The following is an 18,240-nucleotide window of genomic DNA, read 5'->3' as shown; positions in this document are numbered from 1 at the left end:
GGATTGGCGCGTAGCGCCAAGACGGATGAGGGGTGCGGTCGAGGCCAAGCCTCGACCGCTTTTCACCCGTGCGTCAAAAACCAGCCGTCTAGCCGCGCCTCCAGCGCGTCGACCAGCGCCTCGTCGTCCAGTTCCTCGATCACTTCAGCCACGAAGGCCTTCACCAGAAGGCCCCGCGCCGTCTTCTCGTCGATGCCGCGCGCCATCAGGTAGAACAGATGGTTGTGGTCGATCTCTGTGACGGTGGCGCCATGGCCGCAGACGACGTCATCGGCGAAGATCTCCAGCTCGGGCTTGGTCGAGAACTCGCCGTCGTCCGACAGAAGCAGCGTGTTGCAGGCCATCTTGGCGTTGGTCTTCTGGGCGTATTGATGCACGTTGATGCGCCCCTGGAAGACGCCGCGCGCCTTGCCGGTCACCACATTGCGCATCACTTCCGTCGAGGCCGTGTGCGGCACCGTATGGTCGAGCACCATCGTGGTGTCGGTGTGCGTGTCGCCGGCCAGAAGGTTGATACCGCGCAACTTGAAGTCGGCGCCCTCGCCTGTCGTCCTGACGACGACCTCCTGGCGCACCAGTCTGCCGCCGGCATTCATGATGAACAGCGTCAGCTTCGCGTCCCTGCCGATATGCGCCTTGAACTGGGCGAGATGCGTGGCCGTGTCCGGCTGCTCCTGCACGATCAGCCAGGTCACCTCGGCGCCCTCGTCGAGAACGAGCTGGCTCACTGAGCTGACGAGGGCATCGCCGCCTTCGCCCGCCTGGCGCTCGACGATGTTCGCCTTGGCGCCGGCGCCGACACGCGTCAGCAGCCGCACATGCGCCTGGCCGCCGGACTGCAGATTTTGCAGTTCGATCGGCTTTTCCAGTTTCGTGCCGGCGGCGATATCGACGAAATAGCCGTCGGCGACGAAGGCGGTGTTCAGCGCGCCGATCGCGTCATCGGCTCCATAAGGATCAAGCCCGGGCGCGACACTGCCGTCGGTGAGCTTTTCCAACAGGCGCTGCACCATGACGCCCTCGATCACAGGCAGCTTCGTCTGCGAAACACCGCCCAGCACCGGCAGCACGGCGGAACCGTCGAGAACGGGCTCGAGCGCCTTCGCGACCGCCTCGGCCTCGAAGGCCGGCACCGAGGTCAGCAGCCGGCGCAGATCCGTATAGTGCCAGGATTCGATGCGCCGCGTCGGCAGGCCGTGCTTGATGGCCTCGATCGCGTCGTCGCGCTTCGTCATCACTGCGCCGTCGCCGGGCAGCAGCGAAAGCCGCTCGCCGAAGGCATCGATCAGCGCCGTCTCGGCCAGTGTCCGCTGGGGCTGTGCGTGCATGTTCATTGCTCTCGCCTCACTCGGCCCCATCTCACGCGGCTTCACCGATCACACCGGCATAGCCGTTGGTTTCGAGATCGAGCGCCAGCGACTTGTCGCCCGACTTGATGACCTGCCCCTTGTAGAGCACGTGCACGCTGTCCGGCACGATGTGCTCGAGCAGGCGCTGGTAGTGGGTGATGACGACGATCGCCCGCTCCGGCGAGCGCAGCGCATTGACGCCGTCGGCGACGATCTTGAGCGCGTCGATATCCAGGCCGGAATCGGTCTCGTCCAGCACGCAAAGCTTCGGCTCCAAGAGCTTCATCTGCAGGATCTCGGCGCGCTTCTTCTCGCCGCCGGAGAAGCCGACATTGAGCGGCCGCTTCAGCATGTTCATGTCCATGCTGAGCGAGGCGGCGGCTTCCTTCACGCGCTTGAGGAACTCCGGAACCTTCAACGGCTCCTCGCCGCGCGCCTTGCGCTGCTCGTTCATCGCCACCTTGAGGAACTCCATGGTCGCCACGCCTGGAATCTCCATCGGATACTGGAAGGCGAGAAAGATGCCGGCGGTGGCGCGCTCGGCGGGATCCATTTCGAGGATCGACTGGCCGTTGTAGAGGATGTCGCCTTCCGTCACCTCATAATCCTCGCGGCCGGCCAGGATATAGGACAGCGTCGACTTGCCCGAGCCGTTCGGCCCCATGATGGCGGCGACCTCGCCGGCTTTGACCGTCAGGTTCAGTCCCCGGATGATCTCGGTGCCGTCATCGACGATGCGGGCATGCAAATTCTTGATTTCAAGCATCATTTTTTTCCTGAATATCGTTTGCGGTCAGCCGACCGAACCCTCAAGGCTGATGCCGATCAGCTTCTGCGCCTCGACGGCGAATTCCATCGGCAGTTGCTGGATGACGTCCTTGACGAAGCCGTTGACGATCAGCGCGATCGCCTCTTCCTCGGGGACGCCGCGCTGCATGACGTAGAACTTCTGGTCCTCGGAGATCTTCGACGTCGTCGCCTCGTGCTCGAACTTCGCCGTCGCGTTCTTGGCTTCCATGTAAGGCACGGTGTGCGCGCCGCACTGGTCGCCGATCAGAAGCGAGTCGCAGTTGGTGAAGTTGCGGGCATTGGCCGCCTTGCGGTGCGCCGAGACCTGGCCGCGATAGGTGTTCTGCGAGAAGCCGGCGGCAATGCCCTTGGAGATGATGCGGCTCGACGTGTTCTTGCCGAGATGGATCATCTTGGTGCCGCTGTCGACCTGCTGGTAGCCGTTCGAAACCGCGATCGAATAGAACTCGCCGCTGGAGTCGTCGCCGCGCAGGATGCAGCTCGGATATTTCCAGGTGATGGCCGAGCCGGTCTCGACCTGCGTCCACGAGATCTTCGAGCGATCGCCGCGGCAGTCGCCGCGCTTGGTGACGAAATTGTAGATGCCGCCCTTGCCTTCGGCGTCGCCGGGATACCAGTTCTGCACCGTCGAATATTTGATCTCGGCATCGTCGAGCGCGATCAGTTCGACCACCGCCGCATGCAGCTGGTTTTCGTCGCGCTGCGGCGCCGTGCAGCCCTCGAGATAGGAGACATAGGCTCCCTCCTCGGCGATGATCAGCGTGCGCTCGAACTGGCCGGTGTTCTTCTCGTTGATGCGGAAATAGGTCGACAGTTCCATCGGGCAGCGCACGCCCTTCGGCACGAAGACGAACGAGCCGTCGGTGAACACCGCCGAATTCAGCGTGGCGTAGAAATTGTCGGTGGTCGGCACGACCGAGCCCAGATATTTCTGCACCAGCTCCGGATGCTCACGGATCGCTTCCGAGATCGAGCAGAAGATGACGCCGGCCGCGGCCAGTTCCTTCTTGAAGGTAGTGACCACGGAAACGGAGTCGAACACGGCGTCGACCGCCACGCGGCCCGACTTGTAGACGTTGTCGTTGGCTTCCTCGAGTTCCGAAGCCTCGGTCCTCTGCACGCCGGCGAGAATCTCCTGCTCCTTCAGCGGAATGCCGAGCTTCTCATAGACCTTGAGCAGTTCGGGATCGACCTCGTCCAGCGACTTCGGGCCAGGCGTGCTCTTCGGCGCGGCGTAGTAGTGGATGTCCTGGAAGTCGATCTTCGGATAGTGGACGCGCGCCCAGGTCGGCTCTTCCAGGGTCAGCCAGCGGCGATAAGCCCCCAGACGCCATTCCAGCATCCAGTCCGGCTCGCCCTTCTTCTCGGAGATCAAGCGAATGATGTCTTCACTCAGGCCCTTGGGGGCCTTGTCCATCTCGATCTCTGTCTGGAATCCGTATTTATACTGGTCGACGTCGATCTTTCGGACTCGATCGATCGTCTCCTGCACAGCAGGCATAAGCGTTCTCCATCCACGCCGGGGTCAAGGCCCGGCAGTTTTCAAACTATGGCACCGCCGAAACCCGGTCCCGGAGGAGACCTGCAGCGGAGTAAGCTCCATATAGTGCATTCCGACCGGGAATTCACCCGGCCAAAACGAAACGCACGGCTCTACCAGGCCCGAAGGCCTGAAACTTTCCTTTTTTGGCCGCTAGGCGGCCCTTTCCTTATCGGCCCGGCGCGCGACAATGCCCGCGAGCGCCGTCCGGAACGCCTCGATCTCCTCAGCGCCCGTCGCGCGTCCGATCGAGACGCGCAAGGCGCCAACGCTGTCGCCGTGCCCCATCGCCTTCAGCACATGGCTTGGCCCGACTTTTCCCGACGAGCAGGCCGAACCCGCCGACAACGCCACACCGGCGAGATCGAAGGCGATCTGCGCCGTCTCGGCCTTGATGCCCGCAATAGCGAAGAATGTCGTGTTGGCAAGCCTTGGCGCCGCCGCTCCAAAGATTTCCGCGTCCGGGACGATTTCCCGGACAATCGCCTCGACCTCGCCGCGCCGACGCGCAACGGCGTCGATCTCGCCCAGGCCGGCGAGTGCGGCCCGCGCCGCGGCGCCGAAACCGGCAATGCCGGGGAGATTCTCGGTGCCGGCGCGATGGCCCTTTTCCTGGCCGCCGCCATTGATCAACGGCTTCGGCATCATCAGGTCGGCCGCAGCGACGATGGCGCCGACGCCCTTCGGACCGCCGATCTTGTGCGAGGACAGGATCAAATAGTCGGCGTAACCGGCTGACATATCGATCGGAATCCGTCCGGCCGCCTGCACGGCGTCGACGACGAGCACACCACCCGCGGCCTTGACGATCTCGGCGATGCGGCCGACCGGCTGGATCACGCCCGTCTCGTTGTTGGCGGCATGGATCGCCACCAGCGGTAGGCCATCGGCCATGTCATGCGCGGCCAGCGCCTTCGTCAGCGCCTCGATATCGGCGATGCCGTTCCCATCGACGCCGATCCGCGTCACCTGGCCCGCCGCAAAACGCCCGCCGCTCAGCAGGCAAGGATGGTCGGCCGCCGAGACGTAAAGGTGGCTCATGCGGATAGCGCCGCGCCCCATCTGCCAGTCGGGGGTAAGCAGCGTCGAAGCGGCCTCGGTCGCGCCGGAAGTGAAGACGACGTGCTCCGGCTTGGCATTGACCAGCCTCGCAACATCGCGCCTGGCATCCTCGACCAGGCGGCGCGCCGCGCGACCCTCGGCGTGGACCGACGACGGATTGACGGCATCGAGCGCAGCGACCACCGCAGCGCGTGCCTCTGGAAGCAGAGGCGCGCTGGCGTTGTAGTCGAGATAGGCGCGAGTTGCGGCCATTTTCCTTCAGTCGATCCCGTCAGCAGCCATTCCGCGAGGATAGCGCGTTATTTCCTTGAAATTGCAAGGCAAGCCGTCCTATTTACCCGGCTTGCGGCGCGGGCGGCCGGACCATTGCGTTTCAGCCACCCAGTTTTGAACAATTCTAAACTAGCTTCTAGGAAGACGCTCGCCCGGCGTCAAGGCCACAGAAGATGGGGCCGAAGCAAGAGTTCCGGGCCAGGGAAGTTCCTGACAAGCGCCTTCGTATGCCACGTGGAGTATTTTATGCCTGAGGTCATTTTCGCCGGTCCGGCTGGTCGCCTGGAGGGTCGCTACCAGCCCTCCAAGGAAAAGAGCGCGCCGATCGCCATTGTGCTGCACCCGCACCCGCAGTTCGGCGGCACGATGAACAACAAGATCGTCTACGACCTCTTCTACATGTTCCAGAAGCGCGATTTCACCACGCTTCGCTTCAATTTCCGCGGCATCGGCCGCAGCCAGGGCGAATTCGACCACGGCACCGGCGAATTGTCGGACGCGGCCGCCGCGCTCGACTGGGTGCAGTCGCTGCACCCCGATTCCAAGAGCTGCTGGGTCGCCGGCTATTCCTTCGGTTCCTGGATCGGCATGCAGTTGCTCATGCGCCGGCCGGAGATCGAGGGCTTCATCTCGGTCGCGCCGCAGCCCAACACCTACGACTTCTCCTTCCTTGCCCCCTGCCCGTCGTCCGGCCTCATCATCCACGGCGATGCCGACAAGGTGGCGCCGCCCAAGGATGTGCAGACGCTGGTCGACAAGCTGCACACGCAAAAGGGCATCACAATCACGCAGAAGACGCTGCCCGGCGCGAACCATTTCTTCGCCAACCACGCAGAACTGCTGATCGAAGAGTGCGCCGACTATCTCGACCGCCGGCTGGCGGGCGAGCTCGCCGATCCGCGACCGAAGCGGCTGCGCTAGTCCTAAGGCGGTCCTGGGAGCAACCTAACGGCGGTCAGCCGATAGCTCGCGGCTCCGCCTCGCCGACGCTATTTTGTCCTTCGACCCGCTCGACCATCCCAGCCGGAACGTGCGCTTGGGCACCGGTCGGGTCGACGACGGCCGCTGGAAGATGAAGCCGAGCCGCGCGAAGACCAGTCCCGAGACGATCGCGAAAGCCAGGCCAAGCCCGAAGCCTGCGACCGTGTCGCTTGGATAATGCGCGCCGACGAAGACGCGCGTCGATGCGATGCAGACCGTGACCGCCAGCGCGATGTGCCAGCGTTTTGGAAACAACAGCAGCAGGATGCCGAACACCGCGCCCATCGTCGTGGCATGGCCCGACGGAAAGCCGGCGAAGCGCGCATCCATGGCGAAGGGATGCAGCGACAGGACGCCGAAATCGTTGAAATAGAGCGGCCGCGCCCGGCCGATGCCGTATTTCAGCAAATTGACTGCCAGCCCGGAAAGCCCGACGGCGCAGAGCACCAGGAAGGCGAAACACGTCCAGTTGTAGACCATTATTCGCGCCTGCCGTGAAAGGCTGCGCCAGTCGGTCAGATTGGCGGCGACGAGACAGAGCGCCGCCGGGATGAGATACCAGCCGCCGAGGCCGAAATCCGTGAAGAAATCGGTGAAATGGACGAAGCCCGGCGTCCACGCTCCGCGCATCCTGCCAGCGGCGCTGTCGAGGCTGAGGAAAGCGGCCGCCGCCAGCAGCACCCAAGCGAGTGCCCAGACCGGCCACGCGATTTCCGGGTAGCGTGCCGGGCGGACGGCAAAGCGCCGCCTCACGATGGCAATCGTGTCGAGGAAGTTGCCGAGTGAGCGGCGGTAAAGGGCTACGACGGACATGACTGGGTCTACAGGGGTGTTTGGGGCCCGACACTATTCCTCACGGGGCCACCCGATAAAGGCCAAGCGCCAACTTGTCTCCTGACGAATAGTTGAGCCCATCGATCTCGGTAAGACGCTTTGCCGACTTGCCCTGCCCGCCAAGCAATTCGTTGAGCTTCTGTTCGTCCTTGACGGGGGCTAGTCCCAGCGCGCAGGCCGGATCGGCGAGCAGGTGTTTTGCGACGCCGTCGACGTCGGTCAGCACCGTGCTAGTGCCGACCAGGAACACCAGGCTCGGCTCGTGATAGGGCGACGAGGCGAGCACGGTGGTATCGCAGAGACGGTTGGCATCGACGGCCGCCTTGATGGCCGGGCTCAGCCAGATCGGCTTCAGAGACGGCGCGATGACACCGAACAACAGGCTGAAGGTGATGCCCGCGCCGACCGCGATCGCCGCGATGCGGCCCAGCGGCACCTGCAATTGGCGTGGGAAAGCCAGATAGCCGGTGGCCAAAGCGGCGATTGCCGCCGGGATACTCCACCAGGAAAAGGCCTTCGCGAGATAGATCGGCGTCCCGATGCACACCGCGGCCAGCCCGATCGACACGACGACGACGCCAAAGGCCGTCGCCCACCAAAGCCAGCTCTGCCAGCGCTTCAGCGGCGCGTTCGCCTGGTCCGCCGGCAAGGTGAGCAGCCAGCCGATCAGCAGCGCCATGCCTGGATAAGCGGGCATCACATAATGCGGCAGCTTGGTCGGGATCGCCTCGAACACCAGCCAGAACGGGATATACCAGGCGAGGCAGAAGCGCAGGCGCGGATCGTCCCAGAAGCGGTTGATGGCCTGCAGCCCGGCGCTGACCGCGATCAGGCCGAACGGCCACATGAACAGCGAATAGGTGAGCATGTAGAAGCCCGGCGGCAGGCCATGCGATTCCTCGCCCTGCGCCACCTTGTTCAGCATGTCCTTGCCGACCGCTTCCTGGAAGAAGGCGCCGCCGCTCTTCCAACTGATGAGAATGATCCAGGGCAGCACGATGACGAGCACGATGAGGACGCCGCGCACCAGCTTCAGCTTCAAAAGCCAGCGCCAGTCGCGCTCGAAGGCGAACAACGCCACGGCCGTCAGCAGCGACAGGAGCGGCGTCACCGGCCCCTTGATGAGAATGCCCAACCCCTGCGCGATCCAGAAGATCCAGGGCAGATGGCCGGCAACCGGCTCTTTGCGGCGCGTGGCCAGATAAACCTGCGCCAGCGCGCCTTGCGCGGCCACGCAGCAGGCGAGCAGCATGGCGTCGGTCTTGGCGTCCCGGCCCTCGAAGGCAGTGGCGAAGATCGCCGCCATCATCAAGCCGGCGGCCAGACCGGCATTGGCGCCGAAGAGTTTCGTGCCGGTCCAGCCGATCCCGACGACGGCGAGCGCAATGCCCAGCATGGAAACCAGCCGATAGACCCAGATCGGCGCTTCAGCCCCCTCGCCGCTCAGCGCCACCGCTGCCGATTGCAGCCAGTAGATACCGATCGGCTTTTTGTAGCGGGAGACATCCTGCAGACGGATGTCGATATAGTCGCCGGTTTCGACCATCTGCTTGGTCGACTGGACGAAGCGGGATTCATCGCGGTCGACCGGCGGCAGGCTTGCCAGCCCGCTGACGGTCATAAGAATGCTGAACAGAAAGAGGATGAGGGAGTTCCTGTTCATCGCGGGAGCTTGTCCGATCTGATCTGCGGGATGGCCCCGTCGCGGCGCTTGGGGCGCGCTGCCCTTGCGCGGGCGCCTCATTACGCCAGCAAAAGGGGCGAAGCAAGGATGCGCGAGCGCGGTCTGAGCGGAACGCAAAACCGGAAACCACTTTTGCTGATCGCGCAATTTGAGTGGCGGGCGATCGGACGCAAAACCGGAAACCACTTTTGCTGATCGCCCGCTGATGCTAAACGCGCCCCTTCAAGTCAGGCTCGGCCGAGTGCTGGGCGATCTCCAGGAAGAAAAAATGTCCGGCTTCAAATCCGATTTCCTGCGCATCATGAGCGAGCGCGGCTTCATCCACCAGATTTCGGATGAATCCGCCCTCGACCAGCTTTTCGCCAAGGAAACGGTGAGCGCCTATATCGGCTTCGACGCGACCGCCAAGAGCCTGCATGCCGGATCGCTGATCCAGATCATGATGCTCCACTGGCTGCAGCAGACCGGCCACCGGCCGATCGCGCTGATGGGTGGCGGTACCTCGATGATCGGCGACCCATCCTTCAAGGACGAGGCGCGCAAGCTGCTGACGCCGCAGGACATCGAGGACAACCTGGTCGGCATCCGCCGCAATTTCGCGCCCTACCTCAAATTCGGCAGCGGCGCCGGCGACGCGATCATGATCAACAACGCCGACTGGCTGATGGAGATCAACTACGTCAATTTCCTGCGCGATGTCGGCCGGCATTTCTCCGTCAACCGCATGCTCGCCTTCGATTCCGTGAAGCTCAGGCTCGACCGCGAGCAGTCGCTGTCCTTCCTCGAATTCAACTACATGATCCTGCAGGCCTACGATTTCGTCGAGCTCTACAAGCGCGTCGGCTGCAGGCTACAGATGGGCGGCTCCGACCAGTGGGGCAACATCGTCAACGGCATCGACCTCGGCCATCGCATGGAAGGCGTGCAGCTGTTTGCGATGACCACGCCGCTGCTCACCACCTCGTCCGGCGCCAAGATGGGCAAGTCGGCCTCGGGCGCGGTCTGGCTCGATGGCGACATGCTGTCACCTTACGAGTTCTGGCAGTACTGGCGCAACACCGAGGACGCCGATGTCGGCCGCTTCCTGAAGCTCTACACGACGCTGCCGCTGGATGAGATCGCGCGTCTCGAAAAGCTCGGCGGCTCGGAAATCAACGAGGCGAAGAAGATCCTCGCCACCGAGATCACCGCCATGCTGCATGGCCGCGAGGCGGCCGAGACGGCAAGCGAGACCGCGCGCAAGACTTTCGAGGAAGGCGCGCTCGCCGACACGCTGCCGAGCGTCGAAGTGGCCAAGGCCGATCTCGAGGCCGGTATCGGCATCCTGTCGCTGTTCGTGACGGCAGGGCTCGCCGGCTCCAATGGCGAAGCGCGCCGGCATATCCAGGGTGGCGCCGTCCGCCTCAACGACCAGCCCGTAACGGACGACCGCAGCGTTGTGACGCTTCAGGATCTGGGCGCGGAGGGTGTCGTAAAACTCTCGCTCGGCAAGAAGAAGCACGTTCTGGTGCGGCCGGTCTGATCGGCCGGTCGTCCTACCGATACTCGAAGATCGATCGGAATATTCCGGGCGCGATCACCGAGAGCGGGTTGATGTCGAGGCTCGGCTTGTTTGCGTTGCCGCGCAGGCGGTAGGTGACGCCGATCAGGCCGCGGTCGCGGCCGTTGCCGAGCAGCGGGCCGAACAGCGGCAACTCGCCGAAGATGCGGTTCAGCCCATAGACCGGCATGAAGGTGCCGGTCATGTCCATGTTGTTGTCCTTGTCGTAGAGCATGCCCTGGAAGGTGGTGCCGATGCGCGGCCCCCGCAGCACGCCGTTTGCCAGTCTGAGATAGCCCGAGCCCTTGTCGATCTCGGCGAAGCCGCGCTCGAATTGCACCCTTGACGTGTCGATATCGGCCTTCACCGCCTGGTTCAGGCTGCGCGTGTCGCCGGCCGGCTTGGTCGACACGATCGAAGCGAGCTTCGGCTCGTTGACGACGTAGAAATTGCTGGCGTCGACCTGGCCCTTCATCGGCCCGTCGGCGGCGCCCGCGAGCGACAGCGTGATCGCCCCGCCCTCCATGTGTTCGTATATGTTGAGGAAACGCAGGATGGCCCCGGCATCGGCCGACTTCATCCTGAGCGCTCGGCCGGCGTCGCCGGTGCTGTTCTTGACGGTGATCGCGGCACCCGAACTCGCCGTCGCGCTGACATCGAGACCATTCACCCGGGAGCCGGCGCCGCTGTAGTCCAGTTTCAGGTTCGACAGCACTTCGTCGTGGAAGCCGGTAAGCGACTTCACGTCGGCGCTCACCGAGATCGCGTCGGCGCCGGCGCCTTTCGTGGCCGTGTCGACGTCGGTGGTGAACTGCTTGATCAGCGAGCGGGCATCGAGTGAATCGCCGCTCACGTCGACCGCATAGCTCTTGCCCGACCGTTTCACCGAGACGGCGACATCGTCGCCCCTGTTGAGCGCGACCCTGCTGAAGCGGGCCGAGGACAGCGCCCCATTGACCAGCGTCACGTCGCCTTCGACCGAAAAGCTCTTCCCGTCGAGATTGAAATCGGACAGCGTGGTGGTGTTGCCCGACTTGGCCATCGTGAAGGTGGCTTTGGCCGGAATGCCCGCCCCCTTGCTCCATCCGACCCAGGGAATGTCGAGCCTGGCGTTGGTCAGGTCGGCCGAAACGTCTTGACCACCCTCGCCGCTCTTGTCGATCGCCACCATGATGGTTCCGGCAAGCAGCGGCGACAGGCCGGGCATCGTCGCCTCGCGCGTCTTGTCGTCGAGGACGAGCGCGACCTTGCGGCTGCGCGGCGGACCGTCGTCCTCGAGCGGTTCGACGAGATCGAGCTCCGCCGGAATGCCGTTGAGCTTCGCCTTGGCCGATATCACCGCGCGGTCCGGGCTGACGGTGATCGAGCCGTCGGCCTCGGTCACCGTCTGGTCCTCGAACGGCTTGGCTAAAGAAAGATCCTGGTAGTCCAGCGCCACCAGCCAATCGAGCGTCGAGGTGTCGACGCCGGAGGTCAGCGGGATGTCGGCCCGCACATGGCCGGTGACGTCGCCGCTCAAATCCTCCGGCGCGAGGCCGACATGGCGCATGGCGTTGATCGGCTCATAGGAGGCGAGTTCGGCGATCGCCGACGCTTCGCCTGCGACATCGATATCGAGCGCGCCGATGACCGGCGAACGGTTCGCCTGCTTCACGGTGAGCGTGCCGCCGCTTGCCGCCACGGTGCGGCCGCTCGGCATATAGACGTTGCCGGAGGACAGCGTGATATCGACGTCGTTGCCATGGAAGGCGACGACGCCGACGGCGTCGCGGATCGGCGGAATGCGGCCCGCCGTGTCGAAGCGCGAGCCCTCGACCTGGAAGCGGCCGAACACCTCGTCGCCGGAAAGCGGAACGCCGTTGCCGAGCCGCCCCGGCACGACCTGGAACTGCAGGTTGGCGTCGACCACGCGGCCGCCGAACAGATTGTCGAGCACCCAAAGCCTGGCATTGCGAGCGGAGAACCATGGCCACAACTGCTTCACATGCGAGACCGGCATGTCGTGGACATTGAGCGAAAGCGACACGCCCGGCGGGCCGTTGTCGATGAAGGCAAGCGACGCCCTGCCCAGCACCTCGCTCGAACCGCCGGAGCGGACGCCGATCTGCTCGGCGACGAGCTTGCGGCTCTTGGTCTGGTAGACGCCGGCGATGCGGGCGAGGAACTGAAGCGCCGGCTCCGGCGATTCCGACGGCGCGAGCGTCGAGCCGTCGCTGATGAGATCATAGCGATAGGACGGCTCTTCGCCCGCGGCTGCCGGCTTCGGCCCGATCGATCCGGCGAAGTCGAAGGTCGAGCGGCCCGTCTTGATCACCAGCCTGTCGACCGAAATCTTGTTCGATCCCGCCACCAGCGCGACATTGGCGTCGACGTCGGCCGGCAGCAGCCCGCGCGAGCCGAGATCGAGCACCGAGCCGCCGAGCGACAGCGAAGCCGTCAACCGCGACGGCGTTTCGCTTGACGCTTCAACGCCCGAGAGCTTCAGCGCAATCGAACCAAGCTTGCCGCCCTGGGGGGCGGAGTTCCCATCGCTAGAGCTTGCCTCGGCCAGGTTTCGGCCGGACTCCGCTACCTCGAGGCTGCCATCAAGCGACGCGATCCGCCGCGCCGTCGCGTCGCGAACAGCGGACGCCTTCAGGATCGCGCGCCGGCCATCGACATCGGCATCGTAAGAAAGCTCGATGCTGCCGGTGCCGGTCTGGGCAACGTTCGCGTCGGCGACCGTCACGCGCTTGACCGGTCCGCCGTCCGGCAGTTCGAATTCGACGTTGCTGAGTTCGACCTGGCGCATCGAATCCTCGCGCACCGCATCCAGTGCGTCGTTGACGCCGGAAAACACCGCCGCCGACACTTTCTCGGGATCGACGAGACCATCCTCGTTGCGCAGCGCCGCCGTCCAGTCGCCGCCGCCGGACGGCATTGCGGCGACCATGATGTGGGCGTCGGAAAACCTGGCGCTGGTCAGCCGGACCTCGCCGGACAGCAGCGGCAGCAGGCGCATGCCGAAGCGCACACGCCCGACGTCGGCCATCGGCTTGCCATCAGCGGTCTTCAGGCTGACGTCGCTCACCTGCAGGGCGACGAAGCTCGACCCGTCGAGCGTCAGCCGCGCCGGCCCGACGGTAACGTTGACATCGACGCCGGCCAGCTTCTCGATGGCTGTCTCGGCTTCGGCGCGAAGCCGCTCCGTGCCGATGCCCGACGTGCCGAGCACATAGATGCCTGCTGCCGCCAGGAACACCAGCGCGCAGAGCCCGGCAAACACCCGGCCAACGATGCGGAAGCGGCGGCGCACCGAAGCGCGGCCGAGTGGTGGCACGCGGCACGCGGACGGAAACGTCCCCAGGTCTGTGATCTCGTCACGCCTGAACCTGATCTTCTCGTGCTGCGGGTGCTCCTGATCCACGCAATATTCCGTTGTGAACGAACTCGTCGTGGACGAATCCCCACCTTAGGTTATACCGATGCTCGATCCGCGCGTAACCTCAGACAAAGGCATCGACATGGCTGATCTCGCAGTGGGCGACGTTGCGCCGCAATTCGATCTTCCGCGCGACGGCGGCGGCTCCCTCAGCCTCGCCGCGTTGCGGGGAAAGCCGGTCGTACTCTACTTCTATCCGCAGGACGACACCACAAGCTGCACCAATGAGGCGATCGGCTTCTCGCAGCTGAAGCCTGAATTCGAGAGGGCCGGCGCCGTGGTCATCGGGCTGTCCCCCGATAGCGTCAAGAAACACGACAAATTCAAGGCGAAGTACGATCTCACCGTCGACCTCGTCGCCGACGAGGAGCGCAAGGTGATCGAGGCCTACCATCTGTGGGTCGAGAAGACCATGTATGGCCGCAAATATATGGGCGTCGAGCGCGCCACCTTCCTGATCGGCAAGGACGGCCGCATCGCCCGCATCTGGCGACAGGTGCGGGTCAAGGGCCATGCCGAAGAGGTGCTGGAAGCGGCGCGCGCTCTTTGAGCCAGCCGAAAGCACCACCCACCGCATCTGCCGGCCGCTTCCTTTCCCCACTGCAACCTGCGACGCGCAATGCGTGAATTGGTTACGCGAGCATCGCGGCCAGCAAAGCTTTGTTAACCCTAATAATGTGTAATCCCGGGCGGTCGTTGGAGTCGTAACGAAAGCTTTGGTCCCGTGAAACCAACCGGTCAGTCAGCGGTCTTCGGCAGGCGCAAAGAGCCCCATACGGTCATTATCGCCAGGGGCAACGAGATCAGGCATTTCACCATTCGCCCCTGGCTTGCCGCATTCATCGGGTCGGCGCTTGCGGCGATCGCCATCGGTTACCTGCTCGCAACTTCCTATCTGGTGCTGCGCGACGACCTGATCGGCGCCACGACGGCAAGGCAGGCGCGTATGCAGCAGGCCTATGAGGACCGCATCTCCGCGCTTCGCGCCCAGGTGGACAGGATCACCAGCCGCCAGCTTCTCGACCAGCAGCTCATGGAAACCAAAGTGAGCGAGTTGCTGGCCAGGCAGACCCAGCTCAGCCAGCGCCACGGCCGGCTCGGACCGATCCTGGAACGGGCTGAAAGCGAGGTCGGCGACATACCCGCGGCGGCCGACGCTCCGGCGAAGCCCGACGAGCATGACGAAATCACCGGCAGCCTTTCGCAGGCCCCGACCTACTCCGTCGCTAGCCTGAGCGCCGGCGACACCAGGCCCTTCTCGCTGTGGTCGACACGGTCCGACCCGCTTGACAACGAAACCGCCGCCGATCGCGCCGACAAGCTGTTCGTATCGATCAACGCATCGCTGAAAGCCATCGAGAACCAGCAGCTCACCCGCATCACCACGCTTGCCGACAATGCCTACAAGAACGCCGATGCGATTTCGCAGGCGCTAGAAGCAGCCGGCCTCCCGGTCGATACCGAGCTCGACAAGAACGATGTCGGCGGCCCCTTGGTCCTGCTCGATTCCTCGATGATCTTCGACGGCAAAGTCAAGGAGTTGGATGAGGCTCTTGATGCGCTTGATCAAGTCAAGAAGGAAGCGCGCAAGCTGCCGCTCACCAATCCCGCTCCAGGTCGCGCCGTCACCAGTCCGTTCGGCGTGCGCACCGACCCGATCCTCGGCACGGCCGCCTTGCACACGGGGATGGATTTCAGGGCGCCGATCGGCATGCCGGCCAAGGTCACGGCCGCCGGCGTCGTGACCAAGGCCGGCTGGAACGGCGGCTACGGACGCATGGTCGAGGTCGACCACGGCAACGGTTTTTCCACGCGCTACGGGCATTTGAGTGAAATCGATGTCACCGTCGGCCAAAAGCTCGCCGCCGGCGACGTGATCGGCAAGACGGGCAGCAGCGGCCGCTCGACCGGCCCGCATCTCCACTATGAAGTGCGCCACAACGGCGAGGCGGTCGACCCGCTGCGGTTCCTCGCCGTCGGCAAGAAGGTCGCGCAATACCTTTAGCGCGTCCGTCCGCCGCGCGCCGGAGACCCCTCGAATCTACCCGCAATTTGATTGCATGAACGCGTCGCGATTGACTCGGCCCAAGTTGTAGGATGATATGTATCACCCTACCGCCTGATGCCGATTGCACCGCCGATGACCATTCACAGCCTGTCGCCGGAGATTATCGACGCCCTCGAAGGCGCCGTCGGACGGAACGGCCTGACCGCCGAGCCCGCGGGAATGGCGAAGTATCTTGGCGATTGGGCGGGCGACCATCATGGCGGCGCCCTTGCGGTCCTGCGACCCGGCTCGGTCGCCGAGGTGCAGGCATTGATGCGCCTTTGCAGCGAGCTCGGCCTCGGCGTCATTCCGCAAGGCGGCAACACCGGGCTGGTCTCGGGTGCGATCGATACGAAGGACGCCGGCCGGGTCGTCATCAGCCTGGAGCGACTGAACACCATCCGCCGGATCGATCCTGAGAACTTCACACTGCAAGCCGACGCAGGCTGCGTGCTGCAGACGATCAAGGACGCGAGCGAGGCACAGGACTGCCTGTTTCCGCTGGCGCTCGGCGCGCAAGGCAGTTGCCAGATCGGCGGCAATGCCGCGACCAATGCCGGCGGCGTCAACGTGCTGCGCTACGGCATGGCGCGCGACCTGATCCTCGGACTGGAAGTCGTGCTTGCGGATGGCGAGTTGTGGAACGGGTTCTCCGGGCTGCGCAAGAACAACAGCGGCTATGACCTGAAGCAGCTTTTCATCGGCTCGGAGGGCACGCTCGGCATCATCACCGGCGTCGAGGTCAAGCTGTTCCCGAAGCCCGCGCGGACCGAAACGGCCTATCTCGGTCTCGCCTCGTTCGAGGCGGCCGTCGCGCTGTTCAACAGGGCGCGCCGCGACTGTTGCGACCTCATCTCGGCCTTCGAAATCATCGGCTCGGAATGCATCGAGCTTGCCCGGCTGATCGACCCTGGAATGACCGCGCCGGTCGCGGCCCCCGTGCAGGTGCTGATCGAATTGTCCTCCGGGCCGACCATCGATCTCAACGGCTTGCTGGCCGGCTTCCTTGCCGATGCCATGGAGCGAGGCCTGGTGACCGACGCGGTTCTCGCGACCAGCAACGCGCAGGCGAATGCCTTCTGGGCGATCCGCGAAGGGCTGGTCGAAGGCCAGGCGAAGCGTGGCTATCATGTCCGCACCGATCTCTCGGTGCGCATCTCGGACATCCCTGCCTTGATCGAGCGCGCGCGCCGCTTCGTCGCACTCGAGCATCCCAATTGGATCCCGCTGGCCTACGGCCATGCCGGCGACGGCAACATCCATTTCAATGTGCTGCCGCCGCTCGATCTCGGCACGGCGGAAGCCCGCGCGCGCGGCGCGGAGATCACGGCGGGGCTCTACGACATTGCCGTCGACCTCGGCGGGTCGATCAGCGCCGAGCACGGCATCGGCCGCAGCCGCCGGCGCGAATTCTGGTCCGGACTCACGCCCACACATCGTCGCATGATCGCGGCGCTGAAAACCGCCCTCGACCCAAAGGGGCAGATGAACCCGGGCTGCCTATTGCCCTCGACGGAGACTTCCCCATGAAGCAAAGACTGGCCGCTATCGGCACTGTCGAGACGCTGCCCCACCGGGTCGCTACCTTCCTCAGCCGCGAGATCGAATCCGGCGAGTTGAACCCCGGCGCGCGGCTGCCGACCGAGCAGGAGCTGTCGGAGAAATTCGGCGTCAGCCGCAACGTCGTGCGCGAGGCGATCGCGCAGCTCCGTGCGGACGGCATGATTGAGGCCCGGCAAGGCATCGGGGCTTTCGTGCTGGCGCCCGAGCAGCGGGCCGCGATCCGCATCGACCGCGAGGCGCTCAAGGACACGCACAATATGGAGCGGCTGTTCGAGCTGCGCTGCATCCTCGAGTCCGAGTCGGCGGCTCTCGCCGCGGTGCGGCGCGGTCAAGAACATCTCGAATCGATCAAGGCGGCGCTCGACCGCATGGGCGGCGAGGAGCGATGGGAGGAAGGCAGCATCGACGCCGACCTGCTCTTCCACCGCGAGATCGCGCGGGCCACAGGCAACAGCTACATCCACACCTTCATTTCCTTCGTCTGCGAGCAGATCCGTCACTCGATCCACTACGCCCGCCTCACCAACCCGCTGCACGATCTCGTCGAGGTCAATGTCGGCGAGCATGTGCGCATCTACGAGGCGCTGGTGGCAGGCGATCCCGTGGCCGCCGCGGCGGCGATGCGCACGCATATCATCGGCGCCGCCAACCGCGTCGGCGTTAAGCTGCCGCTCTCGAAAACAAGCGGAGCGAAATAGATGCCGGCGAGCGTCACCCGCATCTCCGACGTCTGCCTGCTCGTCGAGAATATCGAGCGCACGGTCGACTTCTATGTCGGGAAACTCGGCTTCCGCCTGCGTCGCCGCGCCGAAGGCTTCGCCGATTTCCATGGCGAGGGCGTGACGCTCGCCGCCTGGGAGCTCGACCACATCAACCGGCACACCGGCGTCTCGAATCTCAGATCGCCGCGTCATGCGCACAAGGTCTGCGTCGCCGTCCAGCTCGACACACCTGCCGATATCGATCGGCTGCATGGCGAACTCAGCGCCAAGGGCGTGCCATTCTACGGCCCGCCCGAAAACTACGTCTGGAATGCGCGCTGCGTCTATTTCACCGACCCGGACGACACGCTCTGGGAGCTCTACGCCTGGCTCGACGGCGGCCCTGGCGACTACCACGACGAACAGCCGTAGACG

Annotated in this window: 14 protein-coding genes; 7 read left to right on the top strand and 7 right to left on the bottom strand. The window is 64.6% G+C overall.

Annotation, left to right across the window (positions count from 1 at the left end):
* Window positions 1-62: 62 nt before the first annotated feature.
* The 4 genes from sufD to EJ070_RS24125 all read right to left on the bottom strand — a co-directional run bounded on the left by sufD (window position 63) and on the right by EJ070_RS24125 (window position 5,013).
* Entirely contained in the window at window positions 63-1,334 is a 1,272-nt protein-coding gene (gene sufD / locus EJ070_RS24140) for a Fe-S cluster assembly protein SufD (protein WP_126093586.1), read from the bottom strand.
* 25 nt (window positions 1,335-1,359) lie between these two features.
* The gene (sufC, locus tag EJ070_RS24135) at window positions 1,360-2,115 is read right to left on the bottom strand and encodes a Fe-S cluster assembly ATPase SufC (RefSeq protein WP_126093585.1); all 756 of its coding nucleotides are present in this window, start codon (window positions 2,113-2,115) and stop codon (window positions 1,360-1,362) included.
* A 27-nt stretch (window positions 2,116-2,142) separates the two neighbouring features.
* Window positions 2,143-3,660, bottom strand: coding sequence for a Fe-S cluster assembly protein SufB (sufB, locus tag EJ070_RS24130; RefSeq protein WP_126093584.1), 1,518 nt, complete (start codon window positions 3,658-3,660; stop codon window positions 2,143-2,145).
* Between the two features lie 192 nt (window positions 3,661-3,852).
* Window positions 3,853-5,013 (bottom strand): cysteine desulfurase family protein, encoded by a 1,161-nt coding sequence (locus EJ070_RS24125; protein WP_126093583.1) that lies wholly within the window; start codon window positions 5,011-5,013, stop codon window positions 3,853-3,855.
* 267 nt (window positions 5,014-5,280) lie between these two features.
* Between EJ070_RS24125 and EJ070_RS24120 the strand changes: the two genes are divergently transcribed.
* Window positions 5,281-5,955 carry an alpha/beta hydrolase gene (locus EJ070_RS24120; RefSeq protein ID WP_126093582.1) on the top strand — a complete coding sequence of 225 codons (675 nt, stop codon included), beginning with the start codon at window positions 5,281-5,283 and terminating at the stop codon, window positions 5,953-5,955.
* Window positions 5,956-5,979: 24 nt separating this feature from the next.
* Here the strand turns inward: EJ070_RS24120 and EJ070_RS24115 are convergent, their stop codons facing one another.
* The gene (locus EJ070_RS24115; protein ID WP_126093581.1) at window positions 5,980-6,828 is read right to left on the bottom strand and encodes a phosphatase PAP2 family protein; all 849 of its coding nucleotides are present in this window, start codon (window positions 6,826-6,828) and stop codon (window positions 5,980-5,982) included.
* A gap of 40 nt (window positions 6,829-6,868) precedes the next feature.
* Window positions 6,869-8,512, bottom strand: coding sequence for a glycosyltransferase family 39 protein (locus tag EJ070_RS24110; RefSeq protein WP_126093580.1), 1,644 nt, complete (start codon window positions 8,510-8,512; stop codon window positions 6,869-6,871).
* Between the two features lie 289 nt (window positions 8,513-8,801).
* Here EJ070_RS24110 and tyrS point away from each other — a divergent pair, with 289 nt between their 5' ends.
* A complete protein-coding gene (gene tyrS, locus EJ070_RS24105) occupies window positions 8,802-10,055 on the top strand; it encodes a tyrosine--tRNA ligase (RefSeq protein ID WP_126093579.1) in 1,254 nt (417 codons plus the stop codon).
* Window positions 10,056-10,068: 13 nt separating this feature from the next.
* Here tyrS and EJ070_RS24100 read toward each other — a convergent pair whose 3' ends face one another.
* Window positions 10,069-13,479, bottom strand: coding sequence for a DUF3971 domain-containing protein (locus tag EJ070_RS24100; RefSeq protein ID WP_126093578.1), 3,411 nt, complete (start codon window positions 13,477-13,479; stop codon window positions 10,069-10,071).
* Window positions 13,480-13,576: 97 nt separating this feature from the next.
* On the opposite strand from EJ070_RS24100, the gene EJ070_RS24095 reads away from it, so the two are divergent.
* From EJ070_RS24095 to EJ070_RS24075, 5 genes are all read left to right on the top strand, one after another.
* The gene (locus EJ070_RS24095) at window positions 13,577-14,044 is read left to right on the top strand and encodes a peroxiredoxin (RefSeq protein ID WP_126093577.1); all 468 of its coding nucleotides are present in this window, start codon (window positions 13,577-13,579) and stop codon (window positions 14,042-14,044) included.
* A gap of 174 nt (window positions 14,045-14,218) precedes the next feature.
* Window positions 14,219-15,499, top strand: a complete 1,281-nt coding sequence (locus EJ070_RS24090) for a M23 family metallopeptidase (RefSeq protein WP_126093576.1) — start codon at window positions 14,219-14,221, stop codon at window positions 15,497-15,499.
* A 135-nt stretch (window positions 15,500-15,634) separates the two neighbouring features.
* A complete protein-coding gene (locus EJ070_RS24085) occupies window positions 15,635-17,071 on the top strand; it encodes an FAD-binding oxidoreductase (protein ID WP_126093575.1) in 1,437 nt (478 codons plus the stop codon).
* A complete protein-coding gene (locus EJ070_RS24080) occupies window positions 17,068-17,802 on the top strand; it encodes a FadR/GntR family transcriptional regulator (RefSeq protein WP_126093574.1) in 735 nt (244 codons plus the stop codon). Before EJ070_RS24085 ends, EJ070_RS24080 begins: the two co-directional genes overlap by 4 nt.
* Window positions 17,803-18,237, top strand: a complete 435-nt coding sequence (locus EJ070_RS24075; protein ID WP_126093573.1) for a VOC family protein — start codon at window positions 17,803-17,805, stop codon at window positions 18,235-18,237.
* Window positions 18,238-18,240 lie beyond the last annotated feature (3 nt).

It is taken from the genome of Mesorhizobium sp. M1E.F.Ca.ET.045.02.1.1 (genome assembly GCF_003952485.1).
Classification (GTDB): domain Bacteria; phylum Pseudomonadota; class Alphaproteobacteria; order Rhizobiales; family Rhizobiaceae; genus Mesorhizobium.
Note: the sequence above shows the minus strand (reverse complement) of the source record. Positions and strands in the feature narration are given on the sequence as shown.